Origin of the sequence: Oliverpabstia intestinalis, from assembly GCF_009696065.1 — a bacterium.
Classification (GTDB): Bacteria; Bacillota; Clostridia; order Lachnospirales; family Lachnospiraceae; genus Oliverpabstia; species Oliverpabstia intestinalis.
This window is the reverse complement of record NZ_VUMS01000009.1, coordinates 24,539-40,083: the sequence shown is the minus strand read 5'-3', so window position 1 is coordinate 40,083 and position 15,545 is coordinate 24,539. Positions and strand designations below refer to the sequence as shown.

At 45.8% G+C, this 15,545-nt stretch carries 16 protein-coding genes and 1 other annotated feature; all 16 genes read right to left on the bottom strand.

Annotated elements, in window-relative coordinates:
- Positions 1-3 precede the first annotated feature (3 nt).
- Positions 4-897 (bottom strand): RNase adapter RapZ, encoded by an 894-nt coding sequence (gene rapZ, locus FYJ57_RS06070; protein WP_106491828.1) that lies wholly within the window; start codon positions 895-897, stop codon positions 4-6.
- An 18-nt stretch (positions 898-915) separates the two neighbouring features.
- On the bottom strand, positions 916-1,827 hold the full coding sequence (murB, locus tag FYJ57_RS06065) for a UDP-N-acetylmuramate dehydrogenase (protein ID WP_235904453.1): 912 nt from the start codon (positions 1,825-1,827) through the stop codon (positions 916-918).
- A 125-nt stretch (positions 1,828-1,952) separates the two neighbouring features.
- Entirely contained in the window at positions 1,953-2,309 is a 357-nt protein-coding gene (gene spoVAE / locus FYJ57_RS06060; RefSeq protein ID WP_106491961.1) for a stage V sporulation protein AE, read from the bottom strand.
- On the bottom strand, positions 2,309-3,337 hold the full coding sequence (locus FYJ57_RS06055; protein WP_154432039.1) for a stage V sporulation protein AD: 1,029 nt from the start codon (positions 3,335-3,337) through the stop codon (positions 2,309-2,311). Before FYJ57_RS06055 ends, spoVAE begins: the two co-directional genes overlap by 1 nt.
- Positions 3,338-3,340: 3 nt before the next feature.
- Positions 3,341-3,793, bottom strand: a complete 453-nt coding sequence (locus tag FYJ57_RS06050; protein ID WP_154432037.1) for a SpoVA/SpoVAEb family sporulation membrane protein — start codon at positions 3,791-3,793, stop codon at positions 3,341-3,343.
- A 129-nt stretch (positions 3,794-3,922) separates the two neighbouring features.
- Entirely contained in the window at positions 3,923-4,327 is a 405-nt protein-coding gene (locus FYJ57_RS06045; protein ID WP_022172057.1) for a stage V sporulation protein AB, read from the bottom strand.
- Complete coding sequence (locus FYJ57_RS06040) at positions 4,324-4,941, bottom strand: stage V sporulation protein AA (protein ID WP_154432035.1); 618 nt, start codon at positions 4,939-4,941, stop codon at positions 4,324-4,326. The genes FYJ57_RS06045 and FYJ57_RS06040 overlap by 4 nt, the downstream gene beginning before the upstream one ends.
- Positions 4,934-5,080, bottom strand: a complete 147-nt coding sequence (locus FYJ57_RS06035; RefSeq protein WP_154432033.1) for a hypothetical protein — start codon at positions 5,078-5,080, stop codon at positions 4,934-4,936. Before FYJ57_RS06035 ends, FYJ57_RS06040 begins: the two co-directional genes overlap by 8 nt.
- Positions 5,081-5,128: 48 nt before the next feature.
- Positions 5,129-5,842: a SigF/SigG family RNA polymerase sporulation sigma factor gene (locus FYJ57_RS06030; protein WP_106491823.1), complete on the bottom strand. Its 714-nt coding sequence runs from the start codon at positions 5,840-5,842 to the stop codon at positions 5,129-5,131.
- 11 nt (positions 5,843-5,853) lie between these two features.
- Positions 5,854-6,297, bottom strand: coding sequence for an anti-sigma F factor (spoIIAB, locus tag FYJ57_RS06025; RefSeq protein ID WP_022172053.1), 444 nt, complete (start codon positions 6,295-6,297; stop codon positions 5,854-5,856).
- A 12-nt stretch (positions 6,298-6,309) separates the two neighbouring features.
- Positions 6,310-6,639, bottom strand: coding sequence for an STAS domain-containing protein (locus FYJ57_RS06020; RefSeq protein WP_022172052.1), 330 nt, complete (start codon positions 6,637-6,639; stop codon positions 6,310-6,312).
- Positions 6,640-6,742: 103 nt separating this feature from the next.
- A complete protein-coding gene (locus tag FYJ57_RS06015; protein WP_154432032.1) occupies positions 6,743-8,356 on the bottom strand; it encodes a tetratricopeptide repeat protein in 1,614 nt (537 codons plus the stop codon).
- Positions 8,357-8,366: 10 nt separating this feature from the next.
- Positions 8,367-8,516 carry a hypothetical protein gene (locus FYJ57_RS15115; protein ID WP_022172050.1) on the bottom strand — a complete coding sequence of 50 codons (150 nt, stop codon included), beginning with the start codon at positions 8,514-8,516 and terminating at the stop codon, positions 8,367-8,369.
- An 11-nt stretch (positions 8,517-8,527) separates the two neighbouring features.
- Positions 8,528-9,835, bottom strand: coding sequence for a bifunctional folylpolyglutamate synthase/dihydrofolate synthase (locus tag FYJ57_RS06010; RefSeq protein ID WP_328597440.1), 1,308 nt, complete (start codon positions 9,833-9,835; stop codon positions 8,528-8,530).
- A 131-nt stretch (positions 9,836-9,966) separates the two neighbouring features.
- Entirely contained in the window at positions 9,967-12,162 is a 2,196-nt protein-coding gene (locus FYJ57_RS06005; protein ID WP_154432030.1) for an LTA synthase family protein, read from the bottom strand.
- Between the two features lie 175 nt (positions 12,163-12,337).
- Positions 12,338-14,983: a valine--tRNA ligase gene (locus FYJ57_RS06000; protein WP_154432029.1), complete on the bottom strand. Its 2,646-nt coding sequence runs from the start codon at positions 14,981-14,983 to the stop codon at positions 12,338-12,340.
- 61 nt (positions 14,984-15,044) lie between these two features.
- Positions 15,045-15,320: a binding site (T-box leader), on the bottom strand.
- Positions 15,321-15,545: the final 225 nt, after the last annotated feature.

Sequence of the window (15,545 nt, the reverse complement as noted above, 5' to 3'; positions counted from 1 at the left end):
CTCTTACCTCACTTCATTCATTTTCTTTCGGATAGCATCCTTACCAATGTCTCTGTGTTCAATCCGTACTCCATATTCTTCTGACTGTTCCAGACGCTGATACAATGCATTTGCCAGTGTCACCGAACGATGTTTTCCACCGGTACATCCGATGCTGACAACCAGTTGATTCTTTCCCTCCAGAATATAGTTCGGAATCAGGAATGAAACCATGTCTGCCAGTTTATCCAGAAAAATTCTGGATGCTTCACAGTTCATCACATAATCACTGACCGGTTTGTCATTTCCACTTAACGGACGGAGTTCATCAATGTAATATGGATTGGGCAAAAATCTCACATCGAATACCAGATCTGAATCCGATGGAATTCCGTATTTAAATCCAAAAGACAGAACGGTGATCATCAGATTTTTAAAACCCAGATTTTTCACGAAGATCTTATCCAGTTCTGCCTTCAGTTCTCTTGTCAGAAGCTGGCTGCTGTCGAGAATATAATCCGCATGCTCTTTCAGATATTTTAATCTTCTGCGTTCTTCCCGTATGCCGTTCTCCACTCTGCCGCTTCCGGCCAGCGGATGTGTTCTTCTGGTTTCCTTATAGCGTTTTACCAGTACCTCATCTTCGGCATCCAGAAACAGTATCTCATATTCAAGTCCGGTCAGCCGGATCTCTTCCAGCGCTTTTTCCACTCCTTCCATCCCGCCGCCGCTTCGCACATCTACTCCAAGAGCCACCTTCTGGATACTTCCCGAGTTTCCTTCCACAATAAACTGTGCGAATTTTTCCAGAAGTGGAATCGGAAGGTTATCCACACAAAAATAACCTGCATCTTCCAGTATTTTCAGTGCAGTACTTTTTCCCGCACCGGACATTCCCGTAACAATTACAAATCTCATGTTGCTCCTCTTTCGCTTTTAAAATTCCCCAAGAAATTTCACTTCTGTATCCAGCTGCACCTGAAATTTTTCATATACGATCCGCTGTACATCGTGAATCAGATTCACCACATCTGTCGCTGTCGCATTTTCTTTATTGATCACAAAGCCACAGTGTTTTTCCGATACCTGTGCACCACCAACCTGATAACCGCGAAGACCGGCATCCTGAATCAGTTTTCCGGCAAAATATCCTTCCGGTCTTTTGAAGGTACTTCCTGCACTTGGATACTCTAATGGCTGTTTTGTCACACGCTGCTCTTTCAGTTCATCCATACGGCTTTTTATCGCTTCCGGATCTCCTTTTTTCAGATTCAGAACCGCTTCCAGAACAATATAACCCTTTTCTTTTACCACACTGGTCCGATATCCCAGCTGCAGTTCTTCTTTATACAGTTTCTTCTGTTCTCCCTTTGGTGTGAGCACAGTGACGGATTCCAGAATATCTTTCATCTCCCCGCCGTAAGCGCCTGCATTCATAACTACAGCGCCTCCCAGAGTTCCCGGAATTCCCGCTGCAAATTCCATGCCGGTAAGTCCTGCATCCAGTGCCTTTCTGGCTATAGCGGATAACAGCGCTCCTGCCTGTACCTGCAGCTGTTCTCCATTCACCGCAACCTGATTCATATTTTTATAGATCTGCAACACAGCTCCGTCATATCCCTGATCACTTACCAGCAGATTGCTGCCATTTCCAAGAATAAAGCAGGGCGTCTTTTCTTCCTGACAGATATGTACGATTTCTTCAATCTGTTCTTTTGTGGATGGCATCAGAAAACATGCTGCCGGTCCTCCTACACGGAAAGTAATATGTTTCTTCATTGGTTCATTCCGCAGAAACTGATCATTTCCCACTGTCTGTTCCAGTCTTTTGATTACTTCTTCTCTCAAATTAATCACCTTTTCATTTTCTGTTGCGGGATCTTTGTATCGATCCCGCTGGCACTTACACATAAACTATATTATTATACTATATCTTTTCCGTATGTGGCAAGAGCTGAAGGTCTCTTTCTTCTTTATTTTTTCATCTGCGGATGAAAAAACAGGCTCGCAAGATATCCGAAAATCAGCGCAGCACTGATACCTCCGGCACTGGCTTTTAACCCTCCGGTAAATACTCCCAGAACACCCACCTGTTCCATCTCTTCTTTCACACCCTGAAATAACAAATGTCCGAATCCGATCAGCGGAACACTGGCACCTGCACCGGCATAATCCACCAACGGTTCGTACAAATGCAGAGCACTCAGCACACTTCCCGTACATACCAGAAGAACCATGACTCTTCCCGGCATCAGCCTGGTCTTATCCAGAAGGATCTGCACCAGTGCACAGATCAGTCCGCCTACCCAGAAAGCATGGATATAATTCATCAGCATGTCTGTTCCACCTCCCCTTCTTCCCATTCCAGTACTACTCCCTGGGCGATTCCCGGCACACTGTTTCCTTCATAAAAGCTCACTTTTGACATCAGCGCCCCTGTTGGCACAAAAAGTACCCGTTTCCAGTCACCGCAGGCAATCTTTGGCAGGATATAACCGGCAAGTACAGAAGCACTGCAGCCACAGCCGCTTCCTCCCGCATGGGTATCCTGTGTTTTCTGATCGTACATCAAAATTCCACAATCTTTGTGATTTTTCCCTGCCTGATACCCTTCTTTTTCCAAAAGGTCCAGTAATATCTGCTGTCCGATATAACCAAGATCTCCGGTAATAATCTGATCATACTCTCCGGGTTTTCTTCCAAAGTCTTTCAGGTTCTGTACTATGGTGCTGCAAGCTGCTGGTGCCATACATGCTCCCATATTCTGGGAATCTTTTAATCCATAGTCTACCACTTTCCCGATGGTAAGCCCCGTGATCTTCACCCTCCCCTTTTTCCTGTTTAACACACAGGCACCACTTCCCGTAACAGTCCAGGAAGCGGACAATGGCCTCTGGTTTCCGTAACCCAGCGGAAAACGAAATTCTTTCTCTGCCGTTGCAAAATGACTCGATGTCACTGCCAGAACCCGTTCTCCGTGGCCTGCCGAAACTGTGATCGCCCCAAGGCTCAGTGCTTCACCCATCGTGGAACACGCCCCGAATACTCCATACATTGGACGCTCCAGTTCGCCGCTCCCGAAGGAAGAAGCGATGGACTGTGCCAGCAGATCCCCCGCGAAGATGATTCGTATATCTTCCGGGCAGCATCCTGCTTTTTTGATTGCCAGCCTCGCCGCCTTCTGTTGCAGCATACTCTCTGCTTCTTCCCAGTTATCCTGCCCCAGCTGATCATCCGTCTCAATCTCATCAAAAAAAGGAGCCAGTGGACCTTCCCCCTCTTTTTTTCCAACAACCGATGCCCAGCTTTCCACATAGACCGGCTTTTCCAACCGAATACTCTGTTTCCCGATCTCCATCTGCTACCACCTTTCTGCCACGTACTGTATCAGACCCAACGCCCATGAGGTCAGCACCCCATAAAGTATCACCGGTCCCGCTATGGTAAATATCTTGCTTCCGATTCCAAATACTTGTCCTTCTTTCCGGTATTCCACTGCCGGTGCCGCCACAGAATTGGCAAATCCTGTGATCGGCACAAGGGTGCCTGCTCCTCCCCATTTTGCCAGCCGTGGATAAAGGTTCATACCCGTAGTCAGGGCACTCAGAAAGATCAAGGCAATGGAACACCAGGTTCCAGCTGTTTTCTCATCCATACCTGCTGCCAGTGCCCATTCAGTGACTGCCTGTCCTGACACACAGATCAGACCGCCCACCAGAAAGGCTTTTACCATATTGGCAGGCAAACTGTGCGTTGGAGTCACCTTTTTGACATATTCTTCATATAACTGCTGTTTTTCTCTGTCTTTCTGCATCGTTTCATCCTCACATCCAGGTAATTTTACCTGTCTTTTTTCTGTTTTTCATTTCTTACACACTCAGTATCTTCCGGGCTTCCTGGTTTTATCCCCGGATTTATCATTTTTTCGGTTATTGATCTCCCGTCAGAAAAAGAAAAACCAAAGAGAACCCACCACTTTTCCAAGTGCCATGCTGAGGATTACCAGTCCAATTCCTTTCACAAGACCGATCCTTCGAATCAAAATCGCATAAATATTCACCACCTCACCCAGTGCCACCACCCAGCTTCCAAGAAAAATTCCGGAAAAGCTTCCGTAAACTGCAAGTCCCGGATTACCCAGTGGCAATGCTCGCTGATACAGAAAAACCACATTGCCAAGCACCGCCCCCAGCATGGAGCATTCCTCATACAGACGCACCTGTGCGGCACTTCCGGTAATCCCGGCAAACCTTGGAACAATTCCAAGGCTTATAATAAATGCCACCACGCCACTTGCAATCGTTGTTCCCATGCAAAGTCCCAGCATGCCAAGAAAGATTTCTCTCATCCGGAATTGTTCTCCTTTCTGCTCTCCATCTCCAGAATCGTCTGATCTACCTGTTCCTCGTACGCACGCATCTCCACTTCCATCGGTGTCGGATCCTCGGTGATCTTCCATTTTCCAAAATGATTAAAGAAAAATACAACACCAATACCGATCCCCACAGAATACGTCACTTCCAGAATCGCCAGTCCTCTTGGATCTGAAGTAAACTGGCTGCTGATTCTCTCAAACAATTTTGGAATATCTACATCTGTATTGAAAGTCATAATAGAAAACATCGTGCCAAAAAATGTGACCAGACACACAAACGCAGTTTTCAACCAGCTCATCCTCTCACTTTTTCCAGCCGGATCCTCGTACGTCAGGATAAACTGCGGTTCACCGACATGAACCACTTCCACCTGTTTTTCTTTTTTCTGGATCAGTTCTATCAGTTTCATGACCGAAACCGTATATCTGCCATATTTCCCCGACTCCAGAGTCAGTACCCGAAGCACCTTGCACCTTTGCAATACTTCCGGATTATTGCTTGTAAGATCTGAGATATCACCAAGCCTGACATGTGGATCTGTAATCTTCCGGTTTTTGTCTGTCTGTATATACAGTACATCACCCATAGCACGTTGCCTCCTGTCTTTGTACCAGGGTTCCTCCTTTTTGCTTCTCCGGCATATTCTGCTGCATCAGAAGCACCACCAGTACTCCGGCTGCTGTGAGAATCGCAAACAGCCAGATCCACCATTTTTTTCCTGCCATCCTACCACTTCCTTTCTTTTGTAAGTAGTATGTGTCAAAATGAATCCTCTATACTTCCTCCTGTATTTTTCTCAGAATTCTCTTTTCCATCCGCGAGACCTGTACCTGTGAAATTCCCATCTCTTTTGCAATCACACTCTGTGTTTTTTCCTGAAAATACCGCTGATAGATCAATTCCCGTTCTTCACCTTCCAGTTTTCCAAGGATTTCTTCCAAAAACAACCTGTTCAGCACCTGTTCACTCTGGTTCACTTTTTCTTCCAGTTTGTCTATCAGAAGGATGGTATTGCCTTCTCCCTGGTAAATTGTCTGCTGCAGGGATTCCACCTGCGCATAAGACTCCATCGCCTCCATCAGTTCCTCCGGTGGGATTCCCAGTATCCCGGCAATCTCCCGGACAGTCGGCTCTCTTCCCGTCTGCTTTTCCTGCTGCTCCCGGATCCGGTAGGCTTTCCCCGCTGTTTCCTTCAGGGAACGGCTTACTTTCAGTATCCCGTCATCTCGCAGATACCGTTTGATCTCTCCGGCAATCATCGGAACTGCATAGGTGGAAAAGCAAACCTCATAGCTGCAGTCGAATTTATCCACCGCTTTGATCAGCCCGATGGTTCCGATCTGAAACAGATCTTCCGATTCCACACCTCTGTTTTGAAATCGGCGAACAATACTCCAGACAAGCCCGACATTCTCTTCCACCAGTATGTCCCTCGCCTCCTTATCCCCTTCGTGTGCTCTCTGTATCAATCTGAGGGTACGCTCCATAGGGCCTCCTTTTATGCAAATGGCTGCTGTGTCTGTCCGATTGTCTTTTTCATCCGGACAATTGTTCCCACACCTGCTTCCGATTCCACTTCCACCTGATCCATAAATGCTTCCATGAAAGCAAAACCCATCCCGGAGCGATCCAGATCCGGTCTTGTTGTATACATGGGTTCCATCGCCTTTTTCACATCTGCAATTCCCTTTCCGTCATCTTCCACCTCTACATACAAGGTCCGGTCACTGACTCGACAGCGGATCCGGATCTTTTTCACCTGGTTGTCATATCCGTGAATAATTGCATTTGTAATTGCTTCAGATACAGCGGTCTTGATATCAGCTACCTCTTCCAGTGTGGGATTTAACTGTGTCGTAAACGCCGCTACTGCCACTCTTGCAAATGATTCATTACTGGATCTGCTGTCAAACGTAATCATCATTTCATTCTTCTGTTCCATCGTTTCTCCCCCTTATTTGCTTTCCTTCCAGTTTCGTTCTTTTTCTACTTCAATCACCTTTGTCACTCCTGCAAGATGCAAAATTCTCCAGATTCGATCGCTGACGTGGGTCACTGCCACACTGCCTCCAAGCAGCCGCAGCTTTTGATACCGTCCCATGATCACTCCGATCCCTGAGCTGTCCATGAATCCGGTGTCTCGAAAATCAAATTCAATCCGCTGAATATTCTTCTCGCCGATCATGCGATCTGCTATTCCCGGAATCTGCCCCGTGGTATGGTGATCCAGTTCTTTCGGCATCCGTATGACCAGAGTCCGCCCCTTCACCTGAAATTGTTCCATAAATATCCTCCCCTTTTCTGATTATTTATAACGGTTCCTTATCTTTACAAAAAAACGGGGGAAATACAAATTCTTTTGTATTTCCCCCGTTTTGAGGTTTCTCTTATTGTCCGTTTTCTCCGGAAGTTCCTTCGGCTTCTCCTCCATTGCCGTTCTGATCGGCCCCGGTCTCGCCTGTATTCTGTGTATCTGCCGTATCACCTGCACTGCTTTGTTCTGCAGTATCCTGTGAAACAGTCTCCTGATTCCCTGTCTGATCCTGTGTCTGTGCAGTTCCTGTTCCGGAACTGTTTTTCTGACCAACGCTGTCAAATCCCTTTCCACCGTTATCAATATATTTCTGTGCGGTGGAAGCACGTTTTGTTCCCGGAAACTGGTCTACGATCTTCTGGAAAATCTCCACTGCTTTATCATACTGTTCGTCAAGCCGATAAGAATGCGCCAACAGATTTAATACTTCATAATCGCTGTCATCCATCTCCAGTGCCTGATTCAAATCTGTAATTGCCGTCTCATAATCCTTGGCATAAAATGCCTGTTCACCCTGACTTTTCAGATTATTCTTCATCGTTGACTGGATACTCTTGTAAATTGAATCATAAATTTCTTTTGCATCTACAGACAGCAGATCTGCCTGCACATTCTGCAGAACATTCGCTGCCGAAGTATAATTTCCACTCTGAAAAGCGGCATATGCTTTAATCAGATTCTCATAACTGCTTGTCTGATTCTGGGCATCCTCAATCTGCTGCTGGGCAGATGCCACCGTCTCTTCAGACTGGTCAATCTGTTCCTGGAGCTTATTCATCTCAGCAGACTGTGTCGCCATAGTGTTGCTGTAGCTTACGACTTTTTCGTTTGCCGCTTTATTGATCCGCTGTGTGTTTGCAGGTACCATCAAAAACCATACCAGACAGGCCCCCACCAGAAAACCAAATCCAAGATTCAGCAGTGTCGCTGCCATGGAGCTTTCACGGAAGGTCGGTGGCTGGATCACCACATCATTTTCTGTCCGATAGGCAATCGACTGATTACCCGAAACCTTTTCTTCCTTCTCACGCAGACCAAATGCCCACCTTCTTGGTTCCAGGCTGGTAATTGTTCCGGTCTGTTCGTCTACTTCCCGCAAAAAGCGCAGCGTTGTGGAGTTTGTCTTATCAATCTTCGCCGCTTTTTTCAGAATTCGTCTTGCTTTTTCATATTCTTCTTTTTTCAGGTAGATCAGGGCCAGCAGATGATATCCCTTGATCAGCTTCGGATTCTGATTCAGAATCTTTTTCAGCTGGATCACCGCCACATCCTCACTGCCTTTGCGACAGCATTGCAGACTGTCATTATACTTTTTGATAGTCTGATTGATCACATCCAGTTTGTTGGCATTCTGCTGCAGCCGTTCGATATACTCGGAAGCGATGTTATTCTCCGGCATGATATTTTTACTGATGATCCATTCACTCAACGCTGCCACTGCCTCACCGGTCTCAAAATATACCAGTCCCAGCAGGTTTCTCGCCTGAACATTCAGCTTGTTAAACTTCAGACTGCGTTTTAACAGATCAATGGCTCCGGACAGATCCCGGATCTGTGCCTTGTCCAGTCCCAGATTGTAATAGGTATTGGACAACTGCCAGATTTTCTTCTGTACTTCCACATGAAAGCCGCAGCTCGTACAGTAATCCGACTTTCCGATCGGAGCTCCGCAATTCATACAATTCATGTTTTACCCCTTATTCTTTCCGGTCTTTTTTCTCTGTTTTCAGCATCTCCTGCAGGATATCCACGATATCGGTCAGATCCCGTGTATATACCGCACTCTCGATCTCGTCCACATCAAGACAGGGTTTGAATTTTTTCAATTCCTCTTCGTAATTAATCATTCTTTTCTCTCCTATGCTTCTGGATTCTTCTGAAGGTACTCCTTGATCTCACCTACCAGATAAAGAGATCCAACGCAGAATAACATTCCATCGCCCTTTAAAGACAACGCTTTTTCAAATGCCTCTCCTACATTTGCCTCGGCGATCACCTGTTCACATCCGTCTTCCTTGAAAAACTCTGCCAGTTCCGTAGCCGGTACAACTCTGCTGCCGCCAACTTCTGTGGCAACTACTGCTCTCGGACGGATCTTTTCGCTGACTGTACGGATCATTTTTTCATAATCCTTATCAGCCACTGCCGAAAATAACAGCGTAATCGGATGTTCTTTTCCAAAATGACACGCCGTCTCCACAAACCGCGCCACACCATCTGCATTGTGTGCCCCGTCTACGATCACATCCGGTAAAACAGTCTCCATACGACCTTCCCAGTGCGTATTTTTCAATCCCTCGATCAGCTTTTCCAACGGAATCTTATGCACATCCCGCAGCTGTTCCATCGTGAAAAACGCCAGCGATGCATTCATCATCTGGTACGGTGCAATATATGGAATCGACAGTTGAACAGTATTATAATACTTACAATGAAAGGAAAAATCAATGCCCTCTCTTGTATTTTTCTGCATTTCATACATGTCCTCGGTCAGTGCAAATGCCGGGGAACCCAGTTCGTTGGCACGTTTTTCAATCACTTCGGAAGCCTCCGGCTGATGTCCGTCATAGATCACCGGAACCTGTGGTTTGATGATTCCTGCCTTTTCACCGGCAATTTTTCCGATGGTGTCTCCCAGATATTCCACATGATCCAGACTGATAGAAGTAATGATGCATGCCAGCGGATGATCTACAGTGTTGGTCGCATCTAGTCTTCCACCAAGGCCGGTCTCCAGAACCACATAATCCACATCTGCTTCTTTAAAAACAACCATTCCCATCAGAAACAGTGTCTCAAAATAGCTCGGGTGATCCAGTCCGTCTTCCTGTGCCTTTTTAATAATCTTCTGTACTTCTTCAAAAACTTTTACAAACCGTTCATCGGAAATCATCTCTCCGTTGATTTTAAAACGTTCATTGATCTTTACCAGATGTGGCGAAGTAAATAAACCAACTTTGTAACCTCCTGCCCGGAGCATGGAATCCAGATATGCACAGACGCTTCCTTTTCCATTGGTTCCCGCCACATGGATCACCTGCATCTGATTCTGGGGATCGCCCAGACACTTCAGCAGTGCCTTCGTGTGATCCAGCGGATTTTTCGATGTAAACTTCGGTATCTCTTCAATATAATCTACGATTTCTCTATAATTCAAAATTACCACCACTTTATCTAATGTATTTGTCCGGTTTCCCGGTACTTTCCATTATATAATAGTGGTGGTAATAATCAAGTAAATTATGTCGCAACTTTTGACTTTTTCCAGTTTCCGTAATACCGGAAGCCGGTCTTTTCTCAGGATTCCGGTGTGGACGCAGGTGCCGGTGTCAGAGACAGTTCCGGTGTTGTTTCCTCTGTTGGCGTTTCTTCCGCTGCCTGCCCGTCATCCTCTGTTTTCTCTGCATGCTGTTCCTTCAGCCGCTCAAGCATCGCTTTTGCTGATTTTTTTGCCTGATAGTTTTCCTGTGACATCAGTTCTCCATTATCCTCATTGTATGTAAGATAATCGGTTCGTGACAGCACTTTCTTTGTGGAACTGTTACTCTGTGTCGCAACTGACACCTGATCGCCATCTGCCAGTTCCACATTCTGCACCAGCAGCTGTGTCGGACTGATGTACTGTGTTTCCTGCAGTTCTTTGTTAATCTCCAGTCTGCTCGCTGCCGTAAAATTGGTTCCATAGACATAATAGCTTCCATTTCCGATGGACTCCAGCCGTTCCAGTGTTGCAGGATAGATCCCAAGCTGCATCTTTGTTGCCTCAAACGGATTCTCACCACCGTAAACATACTGTTTTCCATACAGGATATCATACTGCAATGCCTGCAGATCCAGCTGATAATTCCTGCTTCCTTTTCTGGTCTGATGATAGTTAAAGACCGTTCCCTCATGAATCCCCAGACGATTAAACACTTCCGCTGCCATCTGGTAAGCGGCAATGTTTTTGTCTTTTTTCTTCATGTCGAAGTTGCTCCACATCACATATTTTGTCTGGAACAGATAACGGTTTTTCATGTCCTCCACTTTCAGATCCATGGTCGGCAGATGATCTCCATACATAACGAGAACCACCCGCTCATCCAATTCAGAGAGACGATCCGTCAGTTCTTTGACAAACTGATCCATCTCGTGAAGCTGATTTACATAATATTCCCATGCATTATTTTTCTCTTCAGATTCCGCTCCCGTTACTTTGATCTCCGGATCAGAAAGTACTGGTTCGGTTGGATAATCTCCATGTCCCTGTACCGAGATCGTATATACATAATCCGGACCTTCTGTGGATTCCATGGCCTTAAAAATTTCATCAGTCAGAATATGATCTTTCACCCATCCCATCGGTGTGGTATCACTGATGTCCGGCATATATTCCTCAGAAGTAAAGGTGTCAAATCCAAGTCTGGAAAATACGGTTCGTCTTCCGTAGAAATTCGCTTCATTGTTATGGATCGCATGAGTACTGTAACCGAGCTTCTTAAGATCATAGGCTGCGCTCTCGCAGGTCGTCTCTTTCAGAATCGTCTTATACGGATACTCTCCCGCCCCAAAATAATGAAGACTCATACCGGTGATAGATTCAAACTCCGTATTCGCGGTTCCCGCACCTACTGCCGGCACTTTGTAGTAGCCGGAAGAATATTCCTCACTTAACTTTCGGAAGTTCGGAATCGGATCCTCGGAAAAAGAAAGAAAATTCACTTCGGTCGGATCGATAAATGTTTCCAGCTGTAAAAACAGGATGTTGACATCCGTATTCTTTTTCTTGGTTTCCTTGATCTCACCTTCACTTTTCACGATATCTTCCATCAATGCTTTAGAATATCCGTTCGGCTCATTGATTCCGGTATCGAAAATTGTAACTGCCAGACAGTATGGATAACCGTAATCCTGATATGCATACGCAATATTTCCAAAATACGTGGATAACAGACGATTATCAATCGCCAGCTTACTTGTCAACGCAAAAGCTGCCACACCAGCAACAATCAGCGGAATATTCAGCCAGTAGCGCATCTTTCCCTGAAATTTCCAGCCTTTTCGGAACATCCAGATGAAAAATAACAGCAGGACACCAAGCCCGACCAGTACGGCAACCACCAGTCCCGGGGACAGATACTTGTTCAGAATACGCATTGCGTCATTAATCAGTTTCAGATCCGGTCCGGTAAATGGAGTTACACGGTTTAACAGTAAGAATCCGTTCACGCATCCCAGAATAAACCAGAAACATCCCACGATAGTTCTGGCAAGGATTCTGTGTTTAAACAGATATACCACAAGGCTTGTGGTAAAAATTAAAAATGCATTGTATAAAAAGATCAGAGGGCTTCCTGTCATATACTGCCAGGCTTCCCGCAGCGAATGACGGGAAAGCGCCTCGATTACCAGATACAGTACACAGCACCCCAGAAACTGCAGGGGTACAGACAACAAGTTACAGATCCGAATCACCTGATTGCGGGTAGGTTTTTTCAGATTGATTTTTTTCATGTTTTTTTCTGCTCCTATCTGCTGCGTAAATACAGAAGCGTACCTGAAATCTCATCGTATTCAGATACGCCCCCAAAATCGGTTCGAAACACGCACTACATGTTCCGAACCGATATCGCGGCATTCACCGGTGTCTCATGTAATTGCATGGACTTTGACTCGTTGCTCGCATAACTTACCGCAGCTGTGCCAGTCTTTCTTTTACCTGTTCCATCATCTGTGTGTATTTTTCCAGCTTTCCTTTTTCCTCATCAATCTTGGCCTGTGGGGCTTTGCTGATGAAATGTTCGTTACTCAGCATACCGTTGACACGGGCCAATTCTTTTTCCAGACGTCCTTCCTCTTTTTCCAGACGCTGGATCTCTTTTTCAATATCCACCAGTTCTGCAAACGGAATATAGATTACCGCCTGCGGAATTACTGCAGATACTGCATCTTCTGCGATACCGCTCTTATCAGACTGTACCAGAACTTCACTTGCGGATGCCAGTGTTGCAAAGAAGATTTTACCCTTTTCAAAGGTTTCTCTTACAGATGCATCTTCTGCCACTACATATACGGTAGCTTTTTTGCTCGGCGGTACATTCATCTCGGTACGTACGCCGCGGATGCTTCTGACTGCCTCTTTAATCATCTCAACATCTTTTTCATCCTGTTTGAAATCCCACTCTTTTTTCCATTCCGGCCAGGAAGCGATCATAATGGATTCTTCTTCCGGATTCAAAGTACAGTAAATTTCTTCTGTGATAAACGGCATGTACGGATGCAGCAGTTTCAGTGCACCGCCAAGAACCGTTTTCAGTGTCCACAGTGCTGCTGCCTTTGTGGTATCCCCATCGTTATAAAGACGCGGTTTTACCATCTCGATGTACCAGTCACAGAATTCTTCCCAGATAAAGTCATATACTTTCTGTACAGCAATACCCAGTTCAAATTTTTCCATGTTATCGGTAACGTCTTTTGCCACATCATTGAACTTGCACAGAATCCACTTATCTGCAGCCGTCAGGTTTGCAAGATCCATAGAAGACGGAACTTCCGCTTTTTCCAGGTTCATCATGATAAAACGGGAAGCGTTCCAGACTTTGTTTGCAAAGTTTCTGCTGGACTCTACACGCTCCCAGTAAAAACGCATATCATTACCAGGTGCATTACCGGTCATTAATGTAAGACGCAGGGCATCCGCTCCGTACTTGTCGATGACTTCCAGCGGATCGATACCGTTACCCAGAGATTTACTCATCTTTCTTCCCTGTGAATCTCTTACCAGACCGTGGATCAGTACGTGATGGAAAGGTGCTTTTCCGGTCTGTTCCAGAGCGGAGAATACCATACGGATAACCCAGAAGAAAATGATATCGTATCCGGTTACCAGTACATCTGTCGGATAGAAATATTCCATCTCTTCGGTGTTGTCCGGCCAGCCCAGTGTGGAAAATGGCCACAATGCGGAGGAAAACCAGGTATCCAGAGTATCTTCATCCTGATGGAAATGATTTTTTCCACATTTCGGGCAGATCTTCGGCATCTCTTTTGCCACTACGGTCTCACCGCAGTCATCACAGTAATAAGCCGGGATTCTGTGTCCCCACCATAACTGACGGGAGATACACCAGTCACGGATGTTTTCCAGCCAGTGCAGATAAGTCTTATCAAAACGTTCCGGAACAAACTGAAGATCGCCGTCTTTCAAAGTGTCAATAGCTGCTTTTGCCATCTCGTCCATCTTTACAAACCACTGTGGTTTGATCATCGGCTCTACGGTTGTACCACAACGGTCATGGGTTCCTACACTGTGACTGTGGGGTACTACTTTTACCAACAGTCCCAGATCTTCCAGATCTTTCACCATAGCTTTTCTTGCTTCATAGCGATCCATGCCTGCATATTTTCCACCCAGATCGTTGATGGTTGCATCATCGTTCAGAATGTTGATTTCTTCCAGATTATGACGTTTTCCTACTTCAAAGTCATTCGGGTCATGTGCCGGTGTGATCTTTACACATCCGGTTCCGAACTCTTTGTCTACATACGCATCGGCGATCACCGGAATCTCACGGTCGGTCAGCGGCAGTTTCAGCATCTTTCCTACCAGATCTTTATATCTGTCATCTTCCGGGTTTACCGCTACTGCGGTATCTCCCAGAAGTGTCTCCGGACGGGTCGTTGCGATCTCTACGAATTTTCCTTCTTCTCCAACTACCGGGTAGTTAATGTGCCAGAAGAATCCGTCCTGATCCTCATGTTCTACCTCCGCGTCAGAGATAGAGGTCTGGCATACCGGACACCAGTTGATGATACGGGATCCTTTGTAGATATATCCTTTGTTGTACAGACGGATAAATACTTCCTGCACCGCTTTGGAACATCCTTCGTCCATCGTGAAACGCTCTCTTTCCCAGTCCGCAGATGCGCCCAGTTTTTTCAGCTGGTTAATAATCTTTCCGCCGTACTCTTCTTTCCATGCCCAGGCATGTTTTAAGAATTCTTCTCTTCCGATCTCGTTTTTGTCGATGCCCTGTTCTTTTAATTTGTTGATAACCTTAACCTCTGTAGCGATTGCCGCATGGTCGGTTCCCGGCTGCCACAGTGCTTCGTATCCCTGCATCCTCTTGAAACGGATCAGGATATCCTGCATAGTCTCATCCAGTGCATGGCCCATATGCAGCTGTCCTGTTACGTTTGGCGGCGGCATAACAATGGTAAATGGTTTCTTCGCTTTGTTTACTTTTGCATGAAAATAGCCGCTGTCCAGCCATTTCTGGTATAAACGGTCTTCGAGTCCTTTCGGATCGTAAGTCTTTGCCAGTTCTTTACTCATGGTTGTCTCCTTTGTCTTTTTGAAGATTAGAAACGCCCTCCACTCAGATGTTCTCATCTGTGTGAAGGGCGAATGTCTCGCGTTACCACCTTGCTTATATGAAACAACAAGCGTTCCATACATCTCATTATCCGATAACGGGGATCAGCCGTGAAAGCTTACTGATTTTCTGTCTGAAAACGGTAACTGTTCAGCATCTTCACAGTTACAATCAAAAACGTTCAGTCTTCCGGTTCCAAAGCTACCTTCGATATTGTCTGCCGGGGATCTCTCACAGCCACGAAGTTCCCTCTCTTTACGGGGTACAATATCTACTCCTCTTTGTCACTACCTTTTTCTCTGTACCTCTTCCTGTTTTTGAAACAGTTTCGGCTGACATTACTATAGTAGGCTTTTTTTCTTTTGTCAAGGTTTTTGTTGATACCAGGATCAAAAGTTCGGAAATCTGACGCAAGCTTGCTTGCACGAAGATTTATGAACTTGGGATCCGCCAAAACATGAGTAAGTAGCCATTTTCCGAAGAAAAATGAGCGGATTACGAATGTTTTTGAGGATTGCGGGA